Source organism: Thermodesulfobacteriota bacterium, assembly GCA_026415035.1.
Classification (GTDB): domain Bacteria; phylum Desulfobacterota; class BSN033; order BSN033; family UBA1163; genus RBG-16-49-23.
Map to the genome: position 1 here is coordinate 134,536 of JAOAHX010000004.1, position 15,690 is coordinate 150,225.

Below are 15,690 nucleotides of genomic sequence, written 5' to 3' on the forward strand. Positions count from 1 at the left end.
TCAGGCTCCTCGATGACGGATCTTGTGCCGAAACCCGCGGATCACCATCGCCTCATACATCTTTTCGCTCTCGTCGATCCCTTTGAGAATGAGATGGCCCAAGGCATGGGCGATATTGTGCAAGCTCCTCAGAGGATGCCTCCACCGTATCCCGCCTCGGAGGTAAAGGGAATGATGGGTCTCCTCGAGCACCTTCAAAAGGAGAAAGGTGGAGCGGTAGGTCAGAAAGAGGGCGGTGACGAAGAGGGACGGGAGGAACCGTTCGAGGGTTGCGAAGATCATCGGGTACGGGGTGCTTGCCAGCAGGAGGACGACGCCGGTCGACCCGGAAAGGACCTTCAAGAAGACCAGGAGGACGAATCGGAGCTGAAAGTCGGAGAGGAAGAGGAAGAGGGTTGCGAAGAGGAGGGGGTAGAGGGTGAGGGGAAAGAGTTTCAGGGGAAGGCGACAGGCGAAGAAGAGGCCGAGGAGAAGGCCATAGAGGAGGAAAAGACCTAAAGGATCCTTCAGGAGGACCACGCCGCTTAAGACGGCGAGCAGGCCTGAGATCTTCAGCAAGGGAGAGCGACGATGAAGAAAACCCCTTCCTTCGACCGCCAGATAATCGAGGTAAGAGAGTTGAATCATGAGCTCTTCACTCCAGCTTCAACAGGTCCGGCCTCAACCGATGGAGATATCGCAAGATCAGGGTGGTGAGGACTCCCTCCAGGCACCACCCGATGAGGCTCAGGGGGAGGAGAAGGGCGATGAACCGTTCGAAATGGACCGCTTCACCCTTTTCTCCCCTCCCGTGGAGGTCGTCATGTCCTTTGAGGAGTTTGAACTCAAAGAGTCCATGGGCCTCGCCTCGATGGAGCAGCTCCTCGTAATGAGAAAGGCCAAGCCTCACCACGCCGACCATCGAAAAGGTAGATAGGCAGAGGGCGAGAAAGGTGGCGAGGAATGCGGCCGGGGTGAGCCTTCGCCACATCTTCCATAACAGTCTAAAGAAGAGGTACCCCCCTATCCCTTCGATCGAGAGGATGAGCGTGTTCAACCCGATCACCGTCACCCCGCCATGGCCAAAAAGGGCCAGAATGACGTTGACGACGAAGGTCGCCAAGAAGATGAGGGAAGGACCCAAGAGAATCCCCGAGACGACCATCAGATTGACATGGTAGGCGATGGGGACGATCTCCACCGAAGCGCCGAGGACCATCGTGGCCGCCATCATCCCCAGCAGGGGAAGCCTCCGGCCGAGCACCTCCTTGTTCCTCCTCCGAACGAGGATAAATCCCATCAGGATCGCAAGAATAAATCCCGAGGCCCACAACCACACGGGCAGAATCCCGTCGGGAAGATGAATATGGGACATGACCCTCTCTCCTCAGAGCCCCTTCGAGAAATCCCCCGTCTGATCTCATTTCAGGGGCTTGGGGAAGGTCCGGTTTTCACCCCTGAGCTTGGGGCGGACCCTTGCAGGCCTGACAGAATCCATAAAAATTCAGTTCGTGGTCCGTCACCTCATAACCGGTGGTTTCGGCCACCCGCTTCGACCAGTCGGAAATCTCGCAAAGTTCGATGTCGACCACCTCTCCACATCCTTTGCAGACGACGTGGTGGTGGTGCTGCTCCGTCTCGCAGAATTTATACCTGACGCTCGAACCTTCGACGATCCGGAACACGATGCCGAGGGATTCGAAGAGATCGAGACAACGATAGACCGAGGTGAGCCCCACCCTTCTCCTCTTCTTCAGCAGACCTCGATAGACTTCCAGTGGGCTCAACGGTGCCTTAGAAGCTGAAAGCTCTTCGAAGACGAAAAGCCTGGGCCGGCTCATCCTCAACCTCTTTTCGGAAGAGATCGTCTTTAAAACCTCTTTTGCCATAATAAGTTAGGAGAAGAATGAAAAATTTTTCATTTAAATCTAAACCCCTTCCCTCCTTTTGTCAAGGCGTGTGGGAGCCCATCGGCCAAAGGACGATTGAAGCCATTGTTACGGGGAGGAAAACCGATCGAGGAAGGGGCTAACTTCCCTTTTTTTCTTCGATCTTTCCGGTCAGTTTACCGATCCAGTCCATGAGGCGATCGATCACTGTGGGACCCTTCACCTTCAGAGTGGTCTCGGCGCTCAGGGGAGAGAGCATGCTATTGACCCTCACCTTGTAATCCCCTGTGGGAATCGGGGGCTGGCTGATGACCACCACCGGTTCGAACCTCTCGTTGGGGACGATATCCGCTTTCAAGATCTCCATGGCCTTGGTCAACTTGGCGATGGGCGATTTCCCCAGTTCCGCCCTGAAGGTCCCGTCGGGCTGGATATTGGCCTCTGCCACGATGGCCTTCGTCTCTTGTGGACCGTGGAGGGAGATGAAGATGGAATCCCCCGGCTTAAATCCCGATCCTTCGAAGACGATCACCGTATCCATCAGCTTGGCCACTCCCAAGCGGATCGACCCGGGATGGACAACCACCTGCGGACCGCTGAGGGTCCGATCGAGGGTGTTGGGCGTATTGGAACATCCGGCCAAAAGGATAAAGAGAACGAACCCCCAAAAACCCCAATTCCTCCGCTTTGTATTCTCCATCATCGTTCCCCCCCTTTTTCCCTCTTTCGTCCGATTTTCACACGACTGCCTCCAGCAGACCCTGCACCATCGCTTTGGCTTCCGACTCCGAAAGACAGTATCTCACCTCGGCAAATCTCTTCCGGAACCGGACCACCTCCTCGGCCACCGACCGACCATAAAGGATCACCTCGGCCAACAACTCGGCCAATTGTCCGAAGTCCTCCTCCTTCATCCCGAAACGGGTCATCTCCTGAACCCCCATCCTCAGACAGCTGGCCGCAGTGAAGGCCTCGTCGTCAGGGGCGGCCTGGTAGTTGACGATGATGTTGTTCCGCTCCAGCTGCTCGGCCACGACAGGTCCTTTCCCATAACCGACCCGGACGATCACCTGATGGGTCTCGGTGTATCCTTTTTCCGGATCGCCCTCCACCATGATCCCCTGTTCCCTCAGGGACCGCGCAAAGGCCTTCGCATTGGAGAGAACCGCCTTCTGATACTCTTCCTTAAAGGCGTTCATCTCGTAAGCGGCCATGAGCAATCCCAAGAGGGTCCCGAGGTGGTGATTGCTGACACTGCCCGGAAAGACCCTTCGGACAATGGCCTCCCAGAGGTCTTCGTAAGGCGTCCCTTCGGACATGTTGCTTCCGATCACTCCCCGCTGGGGACCGAAGAAGGTCTTGTGGGTCGACCCGGTGACGAGATCTGCCCCCTCTTCGAAGGGCTCCTGAAAATAGGGCCCGATCAACCCGAGCACATGGGCCATATCGTAGTGGATGATCGGCCTCGGCTTCAGGGTTGAGGCCATCCGGACGATCTCCCTCACGGGCTCTCGGTAAATGACCATGCTCTTTCCGAGGATGATCAATTCGGGTTTATGGACATCGATCAACTCCTCCGTCTTGACGAGGTCGATCTGATAGGGATCGTCCTTCAGCACGGGAAAAGGGACGACCGAAGGCCGCTCGGTCAAGGGATCGATGGCGACGAAATCCCTGAGCGCGCCCATGGGCTGGGCGCTGAGATGCCCTCCTCTCCCGAGATGGTGATTCATCACCTTCCGGATCCTTCGAGGCTCGCTCTTTCGGTCGAACCGATTGAGGAAGTCCACGATGCCGCTGAAGACGGCGGTGTTGGCCATCTGGCCGCTGATCACCCTCACCTCGACCTCGGAACATCCGAGGAAACGGCGCATCTCCTCAACGAGCAAGGCTTCCACCTCTGCGATCAGTCTCGTCCCTTGGTAATAGAAGATGTCCCTCTCCCCCAGGGCCTTCACCACCCGGTGCTCCCCGTAGCGGTGCGAGGGGTCCATGATGGTGAGAAGCCTGACCAGAGGCGAAACCGTCTGCTCCGAGGGGATAAGGTTGATCGTCTCTTTCTGGCGCCAACGGGTGTTGTCGATCGCCTTTTCGACCAACCGCTTGGCCCGCGTTCTGAAATCCCTTTCGGCCTCTCCCCGGGCCTGGGTCTTTTTGGAAAGCAGGATGGGACGGGCATAAGGAGGAGCCTCTCCGGAGAGGTGTTTCTCCACGATAGCCCCCTCAAACGTCTTTCCTTTCTGTCGGATCTCCACCTTCTGTCCCGCTTCAAACTCGGCATCGATATAGGCCAATCCGATCGCCCTCATCCCTCTGTCTTCCGTAGGTCTGGAGAGGATCCCCTCGTCCGAGAAATGCCAGTATGGGATCAGCGTCCCGCTGGTCACAAAACCGACGCTCCGGCCGTCGATCGTGACCTCTGCGCCCGGCCTTGCGATGGCCTGTCTGCCCTCCCCACCACAGACCGCGAAGGGGACGATCCTCCTCGGGACGGCCTGTTTCTCGCGGGGAGGAAGGAGCTGCCCTTCTGCCCTCGCCTTCAACTCCTCGAACTGCCTTCGGAGGGCAGCCCTGCCGATGAACTCCCCCTTCAGGGGAGAGAAGCTGACGGCCAGACCCGCCGAATAGACGGCGAAGATGGGAATCTCTTTCCCCTCCTGGTCCGTCCCCAGTTCGTGCCCATAGAGGGGAAGGCCCGCCTCGATCCTCAGGGTATCCCTTGCCCCCAACCCCACAGGCACGATCCCCTCTCGCTCTCCCGCGGCAAGGATGGCCTCCCAGATCATCCTGATCTTCTCGCTCTCGGAAAAGAGTTCGAAGCAGATCGGCTCTCCCGTATATCCGGTCCGCGAGATGGTGACCGCCACCCGAACCCCCTCGATCTCGCAGACCCTCAACCGGTTTCTCCAGGGATCGGGAAGCTTCGAATGGCTTTCGATGACGAGCTTCTCGAGCACCCTCTTCGTCGAGGGACCCTGGAGGGCAATCATCCCCATCGCTTCGCTCCGATCTTCGAGAACCACCCCTCGAAACCGCCTCTTATGTTCGATGAGCCAGTTCCAGTCCCTCGTGTGATTGGCGGCGTTGACCACCAGAAGGTATCTCGACTCCGAGGGAAGGTTCCCCATGTCGAGCCGGTAGAGATAGGCATCGTCGATGGCCTCGCCCCATTCGTTCTGGATCAAGGTGTACTGGGCCATGCCGTGCTCCAGGGCCAGGACGTTGTTCGTCAGGACCTGCTGAAGAAAAGGGATGGCCTCCTCTCCGTAGATCAGGAAGCGCCCCATATGGGAGATATCAAAGAGCCCCCCGTATTTCCGGGTCGCCAGGTGCTCCTCGATGATCCCCCCCGGATAGGAGATGGGCATCTCCCAACCCGCAAATTCCGCCATCTGCGCCCCGTGTTCCTTATGCCAAGCATGGAGGGGGGTGCGTTTCAATTCTTTTCCCATGGGTTCATCCTTTCTGTCCCGGTCTTCGATGCCTCTCTCTAACACATTTATCGACAGGGATCATTCCCCGATGATCTTCACCAGGACCCGCTTCCTCCTCCTTCCATCAAACTCGCCATAAAAGATCTGCTCCCAGGGGCCCAAATCGAGCCTCCCCTCGGTCACGGCCACGACGACCTCCCTGCCCATCACCTGCCTCTTCAAATGGGCATCCGCATTGTCCTCTCCGATGTTGTGCCGGTACTGCCTCACCGGCTCATGAGGCGCCAGCCTCTCAAGCCAGACCTCGAAATCGTGATGAAGGCCGGGCTCGTCGTCGTTGATGAAGACGGAGGCCGTAATGTGCATCGCATTGACGAGGACCAACCCTTCGCGAATCCCGCTCTCCCGGAGGCAGGTGGCGACCTCCGGGGTGATGTTGATAAAGGCCCTCCGCGTGGGCACCTCGAACCAGAGCTCCTTCCGGTAGGACTTCATTCCAGCCTCCTTTCGATTCGAAGTCGGTTGAGGATCTCGAGGATCTTCGGAAGGGCCTCGGTGGCCGCTTTTTCTCCCTCCAAGATCGCCTCGTGTCTCTTCGAGAAGTCGGCAGACCCGATGTAGCCCACCTTCGGCCGAATCACCACATCGGCCTGCGACAGTTGAATTGCGGCCAGCTTCGAATACATGATGGTGATCGACTGAAGGAGCGTTTCGATCGTGTGCGTAGGGGGGGTCCGCTCCGAACTGGCCGAGATGTCCACGGCGATGACCACATCCGCCCCCAGTCGCCTGGCCGCCTCAACGGCCACGGGGCTGACCACCCCGCCATCGACATAGAATCTTTCCCCGATCTTGACCGGTCTGAAAACCCCGGGGATGGCACAGCTGGCCCTCACCGCCTGGCCGGTGTTTCCTTTGCCAAAGACGGTCTCCTGACCGCTCTGGATCTCCGTGGCCACGGCATAAAAAGGGATCTTCAACCTCTCCATCGGCGTATGCTTCACCGTGCGGTTGACGAACTCTTCCAGTTTGTCTCCTCGGATGAACCCGTTCTCGGGCAAGACGAGGTCCACGATATCCTTCTGCTCAATCGTAAAGGACAACCTTTGGAGGTCAAAACCGCTAAGCCCATAGGCGTAGAAACTTCCGACCACACTGCCCACGCTCGTTCCGACGATCAGATGGACGGGGACCTTGTTCGTCTCGAGGACCTTGAGCACCCCGACATGGGCAAATCCCTTGGAGGCCCCCGCCCCCAAGACCAGGGCGATCTTAGCCGGCCTGGGGAGGGGTTCGACCACCGGGGGAGGTTGGGTCTCCCTCACCGTGCAGGCCATCAGACATAGGAGAAATATCCCTGACGAGAAATAGATGAATCGCTTCATTTCCGATTTCCTCACCTCCGCGGCCTTTTTAAGACATCCACCCTCCAGGCCCGATTCCATGGCCAGAGGTCTCTTTAAAAGATTCGTTCAAAAATATATCACTGCGGGGGGAATTAGCAAGGCCTCTTTAGGGGAGGAGGGGTTAAGAGAATCGGAGGCCGACCGATGCGAGCATCTCGGAGGCATGGAAGGAACTTCTCACGAAGGGGCCCGAGGCCACCGCCCGAAAACCCATCTCCATGCCCATCTGTCGATACCGTTCGAACTCCTCAGGAGGGAGATACCTCCTAACGGGGAGACGGTCGATACGGGGCTGGAGATACTGGCCGATGGTCAGGAGGTCGCATCCCGCCTCCCGGAGATCTCTCATCACGTCCCGAACCTCTTCGGGTCTCTCCCCCAGGCCGAGCATGAGGCCCGATTTGGTGAGGATTTGAGGAGAGAGGTCTTTTGATCGATTCAATAGGCAAAGAGAGCGCCCGTAGTCGGCCTGCGGTCGGACCATGGGATAAAGCCGGGGGACGGTCTCGAGATTGTGATTGAGGACATCGGGCGAGGCCCCGAGCACCCGCTCGAGGGAAGAGAGGTCTCCCCGAAAATCCGGGATGAGGACTTCGACGCCGATGGCAGGGTCCTTCCTCCGGATCGCCTCGATCGTCCTCGCAAAGAAAGAGGCCCCCCCGTCTGGCAGGTCGTCGCGGGTGACGGAGGTGATGACCGCATAGCGGAGGCCCATCTGGGCCACGGCCTGGGCAACCCGCTCGGGCTCGTCTTCTTCCGGAGGAGAGGGGATGCCGTGACGAATCGCACAGAACCCACAGTCCCTCGTGCAGATCTCCCCCAGGATCAAAAACGTGGCGGTGCCCTGTGAAAAGCATTCGCCGAGGTTGGGACAGCGGGCCTCCTCGCAGACCGTGTGAAGAGCGGTCCTCTCAAGAAGGCCTTTCACCTTCAGAAGATCCGGATAGGGAGGAAGTCGCTTCTTCAGCCAAGGGGGTTTGACCATGGGCGATGGCCTCAGCCTATCGTTTGGGGTGTAAGGGTCTGGGGAGGTGAAGCGCCAAGCCCTCCGCATCCAGACAGGCCTCCCTCAGCGCCTCCGGAAGGGTGGGATGGGCCTGGATGAATTGGGCGGCCTCCCTCAGCTTCCTTCCCAACATCGCCGAAGCCCAGGAGACGAGAAGGGTCGCCTCTGGGCCGACGATGTGGATCCCGAGGATCTCTCCTCCCTCGCGGTCTGCGACCACCTTGATCAGGCCATCGGTCTCTCCGGAAAGGACGGCTTTCGGATTGGACCGGAAAGGAAAGCGGCCGATCTTGACCTCTCCCCTCTTTTTGGCCTCGGCCTCGGTCAAACCGATGGAGGCCACCTCGGGAAGGCTGAAGATACAGAGGGGTATGGGAGGCGATTCCCACTCCCTCGGAAGCCCCAGGGCATGTTCGGCCGCCAAAATCCCCTGCTCCATGGCCACATGGGCCAGCATGACCCCTCCGGTGGCGTCTCCGACCGCATAGACACGGGGGAGGGTCGTCTCCATGCTCGACCCGACCTTGATTCCCTTTGGAGAGACCTCGATGCCCACCTTCGAGAAGTCCTGTTCCAGCCGGGCGACCCTTCCGACGGCCACCAACAACTTCTCGGTGACTGCCTCCTCGAGCCCCTGAGGCGTCCGAAGCAGAAGCCTCAATCCCTCCCCATCGGATGTCACCTCTTCGACGGAGGACCGGGTCAAGATCCTGATCCCGTCTCGCTCCATGAAACGGCTGAGATGCCGAACCAGCTCGCCCTCCAGGCCTGGAAGGATCGTATCGAGGATCTCGACCACCGTCACCTTCGTCCCTAAGAGGTTGAAGAGGGTGGCGAACTCCACGCCGATGTAACCCCCTCCGAGGATCACCATCTGCCTGGGCAGGTCGGTAAGTTCCAGGGCCTCGTCGCTGTGAAGGACCTTGACTCCGTCATGGGGGATATGGGGGAGCTCCTTCGCCTTCGATCCCGGGGCGAGGATGATTGCGTCTGCTTCGAGCCTCTCCTCTCCCCCCTCCCGAGGAAAGAGGGCCACCCGGTCGGAGCTCAGAAGATCAGCCCGGCCTCTTCTCACCAAAACCCGATGAGATTCGAGCAGTCCTTCAACCCCTTTGGTCAGCTCCTCGATCACCCTCGCCTTCCGCTCCCTCATCGCCCCAAAGACCTCGGAAGGATCGATCGAGCAGGCCTTTCGAAACACCGGAGATCTCTTGATGGCGCCAAGGAGCTTGGCTTCGTGGAGAAGGGTCTTGGTGGGAATACATCCCCGGTGGAGACAGGTCCCGCCGATCTTCTCCCTCTCGATCAAGCTCACCTTTGCTCCCAATTGCGCGGCCCGAAGCGCGGCCACGTAGCCGCCCGGCCCGCCACCGATCACGATGATTCTCTTCGAGTCCATGGGCGTCCCAGTGTCGGAGGAAGGCTCAACGTTTCTCTGCCCTCAGGGGTCCCGAGGAGCTCGTCCGGTCCTTTTTCCTCCCATTCCTTTGGAAAGGCCTCTTTGAAACGGAAAGAGAACCGCTCCACCAACCTCTGCCTCGAGACCGACTCCTTGAGGATCTTCGCCATCGAAGTCATCCCTTGACCCTCGAGGCCACAGGGGTGGATCAGGTTGAAATATTTTAGGTCGGTCTCATAATTCAAGGCCAACCCGTGGAGGGAGACCCAACGTTTGATGGCCACACCGACCGAGGCGATCTTCTCCCCACCGACCCATACCCCGCGATGGGAAGGATCCCTCTTGCCGTCGATCCCGAAATCCCTCAGGACGGCGAGGACCACTTCTTCCAGTTGGCTCACATAGGGATGGAGACGGTAACCATAGTGCCTCAGACCGAAGATCGGATAGGCAACCAGTTGGCCAGGACCGTGATAGGTGACATCCCCTCCGCGGTCCGTGTGGAAGACGGGGATCCCCAAGGCCTCTAAGACCTCCGGCGAGACGAGCAGATGGGCGAGGTCTCCCCGGCGGCCGAGGGTGATCACGTGGGGGTGCTCGAGGAGGAGCAGCAGATCCGGCAGCCGGCCCTCGACCCGCATCGACCAGAGCCGATGTTGAAGATCCCAAGCCTCTCCATAAGCCATCAGGCCGAGGTCGACCACGTATCCCTTAGGCTCCATCGGAGGACCCCTCCCTCCCAATATCGAATCTCGAAGGAGGCGCAGGTTCGAACGCCGCTTTCGATCTCAGGGATTGGGAGTCCATCTCAGCTTCGGCCTCCTCGCTGCCAACACCTCGTCAAGCCTCCTCGTCTTCACCTTCGTCGGAGCCTGCCGGAGAAGCTCCGGGTTTTCCTCGGCCTCCCTTGCGATGGTGAGCATCGTCTCGACAAAACGGTCAAGCCCCTCCTTGCTCTCCGTCTCCGTCGGTTCCATCATGAGGGCTCCCTTCACCACGAGGGGGAAATAGATCGTGGGCGGGTGAAACCCATAGTCGATCAGTCGCTTGGCGATGTCGAGGGTCGAGACGCGGTGCTTCTCCTGATATCGGTCGGTGAAGACGCACTCGTGCATGCAGAGACGGTCGTAGGGGAGGTGGTAAGTTCCTTTCAGCCTCTTCATGAGGTAGTTGGCATTCAGGACCGCCATCTGGCTCGCCCTTTTGAGACCGTCGGCCCCCATGGAAAGGATGTAGGCATAGGCCTTCAGGGCCACCCCGAAATTTCCATAAAAGGCCTTCACCTTTCCGATGCTTTTGGGTCGGTCATAATCGAAGCGATACCGCTGTCCCTCCTTTTGGATCACCGGGACGGGCAGGTAGGGGGCGAGTTCCTTTTTGACCGCCAGCGGACCTGCCCCAGGACCCCCTCCTCCATGGGGCGTGGAGAAGGTCTTGTGTAAGTTGAGGTGAACCATATCGATCCCCAGATCGCCCAGCTTGACCATGCCCATCAGGGCGTTCAGGTTGGCGCCGTCGCAGTAGACATATCCTCCCTTGCGGTGGACGATCTCCGCGATCTCCGGAAGGTGCTCTTCGAAGAGCCCGAGGGTGTTCGGGTTGGTTACCATCAGGGCGGCCACATCCTCGTCCATCAAGCGGGCCACCTGCTCCGGACTGAGGATTCCTCTCTCGTTCGATTTGAGCTCGACCATCTGAAAGGAGGCGAGGGTCGAGGTGGAGCAGTTCGTTCCATGGGCCGTGTCCGGAACCAAGATCTTCTTACGACCTTCGCCCCGCTCGACCAAGGCCTTCCGGATCATCATCAGACCGGTCAGCTCTCCATGGGCCCCGGCAGCCGGCTGGAGGGTGACCTCATCCATGCCAACGATCTCGGCAAGGAATCTCCCCAGGTCGTAGAGAAGTTTGAGAACACCCTGGATCTGTTCCTCGGTTTGATAGGGATGGAGCTCGGAAAACCCCTTCATCCTCGCAATCTCTTCGTTCACCTTCGGGTTGTACTTCATGGTACAGGAACCCAGAGGATAGAATCCGCTGTCCACCCCGTAATTCCACTGAGAGAGGCGGGTGAAATGGCGGACGACCTCCACCTCGCTCAGTTGAGGAAAGCCTTCGATCTCTCCCCTCAAGAGATGGGAGGGGATGCAAGATTCCTTTTCCACGGCTTCCACATCCCATGCCGGAAGGGAGTCGCCCCTTCTCCCCTCGCTCCCCTGCTCAAAAATCAAAGGCTCCTCCTGCAGAAGACCGTTATCCCTCATCGTTCTCCCTCTTTAAGGCCAAGAGGACTCACCGGAGTTCCCCTTCGAGGAGTTCCGCCCACCGATCGATCTCCTCCCTCGTATTCATCTCCGTCACCGTGACGAGGAGGTGACGATCCAGCTCCGGGTAGAAACGGGCCAGAGGCAATCCGCCCAAGATCCCCTCGGCCTGCCACCGATGGAGAATCTGCTCCGGCTCCTCCTCCACCTCCAGGACGAATTCATTGAAGGTGGGACCGGAGAAGGCCAGGCGGCATCGCCCCATCCGAGAAACCCTCTTCTTGAGGTACTCGGCCTTGCTCAGGTTGATCCAGGCCAATTCCTTTAATCCCTCTTTTCCAAGGCAGGAAAGGAAGATCGTGGCCATCAGGGCACAGAGCCCCTCATTGGTGCAGATGTTGGAGGTCGCCTTCTCCCGACGGATATGCTGCTCCCGGGTCGCCAGCGTGAGGACGAAACCCCGCCTTCCCTCAAGATCGACGGTCTCCCCAACGAGACGGCCGGGCATGCTCCGGACGAACCTCTCGCGGGTGGTGAAGATGCCGAGATAAGGGCCGCCGAAGGAGAGGGGAAGGCCGAGGCTTTGACCTTCGCCGGCCACGATATCCGCCCCGAATTCGCCGGGCGGCCTCAGGAGGCCATAGGCGATCGCCTCGGAGAAGGTGACGATCAGAAGCCCCCCTGCCTGATGGACCCTCTCCCCGATCGAAGAAAGGTCCTCAACGACGCCGAAGAAGTTGGGATTCTGGAGGATGACCGCGCTGACGTCCTGGTCGAGATGGCGGAGGAGGCTCTCCATGTCCGTCCTGCCTTCCCCCCTAAGATAGGGAATCGGAACAATCCCCTCCAGCTCCGGATAGAGATAAGTCTTAACGACCTGACGGTATTCCGGATGGACGGCCTCCGAGATCAGGATCTTTCTCCTTCCCGTAATGCGATGGGACATCAGGACCGCCTCAGCCAGGCTCGAGGCGCCGTCATACATGGAGGCATTCGACACCTCCATCCCGGTCAGTTGGCACATCAGGGTCTGGTACTCGTAGATGGCCTGGAGCGTGCCCTGACTGATTTCGGGCTGATATGGGGTATAGGCGGTGTAGAACTCGGAGCGGGAGGCGAGGTGAAAGACCACGGCGGGGATAAAATGGTGGTAGGCCCCGCCCCCGAGAAAACGAATGGGGCGACTTCCTTGAAGCCCTTCGAGATGGCCCAGGAGATCCTTTTCGGAAAGGGGCTCAGGAAGGTCCAAGGGCTCGTTGAGCCGATACGGTCTCGGAATGGCCTCGAAGAGGTCTTCGAGGCGATCGACGCCGATCGTCTCGAGCATCTCCCGGACCTCTGCCTCGGTCTGGGGAAGGTAGCGATGGGGACGCTTCATGCGTTCTCCTCCAAGATCTTTCCTCGATAGGCCTCTGCGGTGAGGAGGCCTTTGAGCTCCTCCCGATCCTCAGGCTCCATCCGGAGGAACCACCCCCGACCGTAAGGATCGCTGTTGACCCATTCTGGATGGTCTTTCAATTCGTGATTCTTTTCGACCACTCTCCCCGAGACCGGCGCATAGACATCCGCAACGGTCTTGACCGATTCGACCGCCCCCATCGTCTCCCCTTTCTTGAATTCTGCGCCGACCTCCGGGAGATCGACATAGACGATGTCCTTCAATTGACTCTGGGCATAGTCCGTGATCCCCACGGTCGCGAGTCGCCCATCGTCTCTCACCCATTCATGCTCTTCCGTGTAGAGCAGGTCTTCGGGGAAGTTCATGCTCTCTCCTCCTGTCGTTGAACTCTTGGGCGTCTGCCGCCCCCTGAACCGGGCCTATTTCAACTCCTCCAGCGGGACGTTGATCGTCACCTCGAGGCAGGAGATGTGTCTCAACTCCCCTTCCACCCGGACCATATGTCTGGACGTCTTGGGAGCCATCCTCTTGCCGCTCAGGGCGGTATGGATGATCATCTCTTTGGTGATCACCTCGCCCTCCCGCCAAGGAAGGACCTCGATCTCGGGAGAGCGGTAATCGACCAAGATGGCTGGGATCCTTTTACACCCGATCCTTTTCAAGGCGTGGAGACGATGGTGCCCGTCCAGGATGATGTAGGTGTGGCGATCCACAGCGATGGGCATTTTGAGGATCCCATCGGAGAGGATTTCGTTCTTCAGCTCCTCGAGGTACTGAGGTCGAATCTCCTCATGTTCTCTCAGTGAGTCAATGCTGAGGTAGACGACCTCCACCATCCTCGGCTCCGCCAGAAACAGCACAGGGGGAGGGCAATCGAATCCCGATCTCCCTCCCCCTGTCTTTTGACCTGAGAGATTATCCCTCTGAGGGATTTGTCCCCGTCGGTGTCCCCTCCTCCGTACCATCGTCGGTCCTCTACAGGCGAAGGCGGGAGCTTTCCAGGGGTCAGCTGGGTTACAGTCCTTTTGCCTGAGAGTTTCCTTCCGAAAAGCTCGGAACTTGCCCCTTCGGCGTCCCTTCCGAGGGATCTCTCCTGTAACCCTTAATCGATATTCTGTTTCAAACCTCTTTCGATGTCAAGCCGAATGTTTGGGAGCCCCTGACCCTCGGCCCGAGGTTTCCGTTTGATAAAAAGGGGCAAATAGGGTAGAAATAGGTTCAGGACGACCCCGCAGGTGAGGTGAGATAGATGGAGAAGGTCGATGTGATCATCGTGGGTGGAGGCCTGGCCGGGCTTTCCTGTGCTTATGAACTGGCCGACTCGGGGATGACCATCCTCGTCCTGGAGCGAGGAGATTTCCCGGGCAGTAAGAATGTGACCGGAGGCAGGCTCTATCTCCGACCGATCCTTCCCTATCTTCCCGATATTTGGAAGGACGCCCCCTTCGAACGACACGTGACAAAGGAGAGCTTCACCGCCCTGGGCAAGCAGAGCTCGATCACCTTCGACTTTTATAGCGATCGCTTCCATGAAAAGCCTTACCCCAGTTACACGATCCTCAGGGCCACCTTCGACCGATGGCTGGCCGATCTCGCCACCGAAAGAGGGGCCTTTGTCATCCCCCAGAAGGCGGTGGACGATCTGATCAAGGAGAATGGGAAAGTGATCGGGGTGAAATCCGGCGATGAAGAGATCGGGGCCGATTGCGTGGTGGCGGCCGATGGCATCCTCTCCTTTCTCGCGGAGAAGGCTGGGCTTCGAGCTCCGTTCCATCCCAAACATTTCGGCGTGGGGTTTAAGGAGGTGATCCGCCTCGGTTCGGCCACGATCGAGGACCGATTCGGTTTGGCCGAAGGGGAAGGGATGGCCCGGCTCTTCTTCGGCTCCCTCACCGAGGGGATGATGGGCGGAGGCTTCCTCTATACCAACCGGGACACCCTCTCCCTCGGCCTGGTCATTGGCCTTGCCTCCCTCAACCAGAAAGAACCCCGCCAAGAGGTCTATCAACTCCTCGATCGCTTCAAAGACCGTCCCGAGATCCGGCCCCTGATCAGAGGGGGCGAGACCTTAGAATATTCGGCCCATCTCGTGACCGAGGGCGGGATCCATCTCATGCCCAAGCTCTTCACCGACGGGATGCTGGTCGTAGGCGATGCCGCGGGTCTGGGACTCAATATGCTTTTTACCGTCAGGGGAATGGAGTATGCCATCGTCTCCGGCGTGTTGGCAGGCCGGACCATCAAGAGGGCCAAGGAGAGAAACGACTTCTCCGCCTCCTCCCTCTCCGAATATGAGAGGATGCTCAGGGAGAGTTTCATCCTGAGGGAGATGAATACCTTCAAGGAGATCCCCCTGGTCTTGGAGAATCGAAGGCTCTTCGAAAAGTATCCGCAGGTGATCTGCGATCTCTTCGAAAAGATCTTTTGGGTGGACGAAGGCCCCAAAGAAAGGCTCTATCAGACCAAAATGGCCGAACTGAAGAAGGCTTTCTTCAATTTCGACACGCTGAGAGACTGGTGGCTGTTCAGAAAGATCTAAGGAGGCAGCCGATGAAGATCACCGAGAAACTGGCCCTCGATGCTATTAAAAACGACCAGGAGACCCATATCCTTCTCGATCAGAAGATCTGCCACGCCTGCAAGGAGAGGTTCTGCATCTATGCCTGTCCCGCCAACCTATATTCCCTGAACGAAAAGGGGGAGATGGTCGTGGAATACGCGGGATGTCTCGAGTGCGGCACCTGCATGATCGCCTGCATCTACGGCTCGGTTAAATGGCATTATCCGAAAGGGGGCTATGGGGTCCAGTACCGTTTTGGATAACCGGGCCCTTGACAGACGGGGGCGGTTCGGTTAATATTCGACCGACCGATCGGATTTCAACCAGACGGTCGGTTTTTTTCTAAAAATATCTTTT

The 15,690-nt window shown here is 58.5% G+C and carries 16 protein-coding genes and 1 riboswitch; of the genes, 2 read left to right on the forward strand and 14 right to left on the reverse strand.

Features of this window, described 5'->3' with window-relative positions; translation table 11 throughout:
• From N3G78_04330 to N3G78_04395, 14 genes are all read right to left on the reverse strand, one after another.
• Positions 1-627 (reverse strand): hypothetical protein, encoded by a 627-nt coding sequence (locus N3G78_04330; GenBank protein ID MCX8117145.1) that lies wholly within the window; start codon positions 625-627, stop codon positions 1-3.
• A 7-nt stretch (positions 628-634) separates the two neighbouring features.
• Positions 635-1,354: an energy-coupling factor ABC transporter permease gene (locus N3G78_04335; GenBank protein MCX8117146.1), complete on the reverse strand. Its 720-nt coding sequence runs from the start codon at positions 1,352-1,354 to the stop codon at positions 635-637.
• Between the two features lie 76 nt (positions 1,355-1,430).
• Positions 1,431-1,868: a transcriptional repressor gene (locus tag N3G78_04340; protein ID MCX8117147.1), complete on the reverse strand. Its 438-nt coding sequence runs from the start codon at positions 1,866-1,868 to the stop codon at positions 1,431-1,433.
• A gap of 139 nt (positions 1,869-2,007) precedes the next feature.
• A complete protein-coding gene (locus N3G78_04345) occupies positions 2,008-2,571 on the reverse strand; it encodes a hypothetical protein (protein ID MCX8117148.1) in 564 nt (187 codons plus the stop codon).
• 34 nt (positions 2,572-2,605) lie between these two features.
• Complete coding sequence (gene gcvT, locus N3G78_04350; GenBank protein MCX8117149.1) at positions 2,606-5,320, reverse strand: glycine cleavage system aminomethyltransferase GcvT; 2,715 nt, start codon at positions 5,318-5,320, stop codon at positions 2,606-2,608.
• Between the two features lie 60 nt (positions 5,321-5,380).
• The gene (locus N3G78_04355; protein MCX8117150.1) at positions 5,381-5,797 is read right to left on the reverse strand and encodes a secondary thiamine-phosphate synthase enzyme YjbQ; all 417 of its coding nucleotides are present in this window, start codon (positions 5,795-5,797) and stop codon (positions 5,381-5,383) included.
• The gene (locus tag N3G78_04360) at positions 5,794-6,747 is read right to left on the reverse strand and encodes a patatin-like phospholipase family protein (GenBank protein ID MCX8117151.1); all 954 of its coding nucleotides are present in this window, start codon (positions 6,745-6,747) and stop codon (positions 5,794-5,796) included. The genes N3G78_04355 and N3G78_04360 overlap by 4 nt, the downstream gene beginning before the upstream one ends.
• Before the next feature lie 82 nt (positions 6,748-6,829).
• Positions 6,830-7,693 (reverse strand): lipoyl synthase, encoded by an 864-nt coding sequence (gene lipA, locus N3G78_04365; GenBank protein MCX8117152.1) that lies wholly within the window; start codon positions 7,691-7,693, stop codon positions 6,830-6,832.
• 16 nt (positions 7,694-7,709) lie between these two features.
• The gene (lpdA, locus tag N3G78_04370) at positions 7,710-9,113 is read right to left on the reverse strand and encodes a dihydrolipoyl dehydrogenase (protein ID MCX8117153.1); all 1,404 of its coding nucleotides are present in this window, start codon (positions 9,111-9,113) and stop codon (positions 7,710-7,712) included.
• Complete coding sequence (lipB, locus tag N3G78_04375) at positions 9,089-9,835, reverse strand: lipoyl(octanoyl) transferase LipB (protein ID MCX8117154.1); 747 nt, start codon at positions 9,833-9,835, stop codon at positions 9,089-9,091. The genes lpdA and lipB overlap by 25 nt, the downstream gene beginning before the upstream one ends.
• A 66-nt stretch (positions 9,836-9,901) precedes the next feature.
• Complete coding sequence (gene gcvPB, locus N3G78_04380) at positions 9,902-11,374, reverse strand: aminomethyl-transferring glycine dehydrogenase subunit GcvPB (protein MCX8117155.1); 1,473 nt, start codon at positions 11,372-11,374, stop codon at positions 9,902-9,904.
• Between the two features lie 28 nt (positions 11,375-11,402).
• Positions 11,403-12,752: an aminomethyl-transferring glycine dehydrogenase subunit GcvPA gene (gene gcvPA, locus N3G78_04385; protein MCX8117156.1), complete on the reverse strand. Its 1,350-nt coding sequence runs from the start codon at positions 12,750-12,752 to the stop codon at positions 11,403-11,405.
• Complete coding sequence (gcvH, locus tag N3G78_04390) at positions 12,749-13,138, reverse strand: glycine cleavage system protein GcvH (GenBank protein MCX8117157.1); 390 nt, start codon at positions 13,136-13,138, stop codon at positions 12,749-12,751. Before gcvH ends, gcvPA begins: the two co-directional genes overlap by 4 nt.
• A 54-nt stretch (positions 13,139-13,192) precedes the next feature.
• Positions 13,193-13,633: a ParB N-terminal domain-containing protein gene (locus N3G78_04395; GenBank protein ID MCX8117158.1), complete on the reverse strand. Its 441-nt coding sequence runs from the start codon at positions 13,631-13,633 to the stop codon at positions 13,193-13,195.
• A 147-nt stretch (positions 13,634-13,780) separates the two neighbouring features.
• Positions 13,781-13,879: riboswitch (glycine riboswitch) on the reverse strand.
• A gap of 143 nt (positions 13,880-14,022) precedes the next feature.
• On the opposite strand from N3G78_04395, the gene N3G78_04400 reads away from it, so the two are divergent.
• Together N3G78_04400 and N3G78_04405 are read left to right on the forward strand one after the other, a co-directional pair.
• On the forward strand, positions 14,023-15,312 hold the full coding sequence (locus tag N3G78_04400; protein ID MCX8117159.1) for an FAD-dependent oxidoreductase: 1,290 nt from the start codon (positions 14,023-14,025) through the stop codon (positions 15,310-15,312).
• An 11-nt stretch (positions 15,313-15,323) separates the two neighbouring features.
• Complete coding sequence (locus N3G78_04405) at positions 15,324-15,596, forward strand: 4Fe-4S dicluster domain-containing protein (GenBank protein ID MCX8117160.1); 273 nt, start codon at positions 15,324-15,326, stop codon at positions 15,594-15,596.
• Positions 15,597-15,690: the final 94 nt, after the last annotated feature.

Excerpts from the sequence above, each read along its gene's own strand:
- N3G78_04330 (MCX8117145.1), bottom strand. The coding sequence starts at position 627 with ATGATTCAACTCTCTTACCTCGATTATCTGGCGGTCGAAGGAAGGGGT.
- N3G78_04335 (MCX8117146.1), bottom strand. The coding sequence starts at position 1,354 with ATGTCCCATATTCATCTTCCCGACGGGATTCTGCCCGTGTGGTTGTGG.
- N3G78_04340 (MCX8117147.1), bottom strand. The coding sequence starts at position 1,868 with ATGGCAAAAGAGGTTTTAAAGACGATCTCTTCCGAAAAGAGGTTGAGG.
- N3G78_04345 (MCX8117148.1), bottom strand. The coding sequence starts at position 2,571 with ATGATGGAGAATACAAAGCGGAGGAATTGGGGTTTTTGGGGGTTCGTT.
- gcvT (MCX8117149.1), bottom strand. The coding sequence starts at position 5,320 with ATGGGAAAAGAATTGAAACGCACCCCCCTCCATGCTTGGCATAAGGAA.
- N3G78_04355 (MCX8117150.1), bottom strand. The coding sequence starts at position 5,797 with ATGAAGTCCTACCGGAAGGAGCTCTGGTTCGAGGTGCCCACGCGGAGG.
- N3G78_04360 (MCX8117151.1), bottom strand. The coding sequence starts at position 6,747 with ATGGAATCGGGCCTGGAGGGTGGATGTCTTAAAAAGGCCGCGGAGGTG.
- lipA (MCX8117152.1), bottom strand. The coding sequence starts at position 7,693 with ATGGTCAAACCCCCTTGGCTGAAGAAGCGACTTCCTCCCTATCCGGAT.
- lpdA (MCX8117153.1), bottom strand. The coding sequence starts at position 9,113 with ATGGACTCGAAGAGAATCATCGTGATCGGTGGCGGGCCGGGCGGCTAC.
- lipB (MCX8117154.1), bottom strand. The coding sequence starts at position 9,835 with ATGGAGCCTAAGGGATACGTGGTCGACCTCGGCCTGATGGCTTATGGA.
- gcvPB (MCX8117155.1), bottom strand. The coding sequence starts at position 11,374 with ATGAGGGATAACGGTCTTCTGCAGGAGGAGCCTTTGATTTTTGAGCAG.
- gcvPA (MCX8117156.1), bottom strand. The coding sequence starts at position 12,752 with ATGAAGCGTCCCCATCGCTACCTTCCCCAGACCGAGGCAGAGGTCCGG.
- gcvH (MCX8117157.1), bottom strand. The coding sequence starts at position 13,138 with ATGAACTTCCCCGAAGACCTGCTCTACACGGAAGAGCATGAATGGGTG.
- N3G78_04400 (MCX8117159.1), top strand. The coding sequence starts at position 14,023 with ATGGAGAAGGTCGATGTGATCATCGTGGGTGGAGGCCTGGCCGGGCTT.
- N3G78_04405 (MCX8117160.1), top strand. The coding sequence starts at position 15,324 with ATGAAGATCACCGAGAAACTGGCCCTCGATGCTATTAAAAACGACCAG.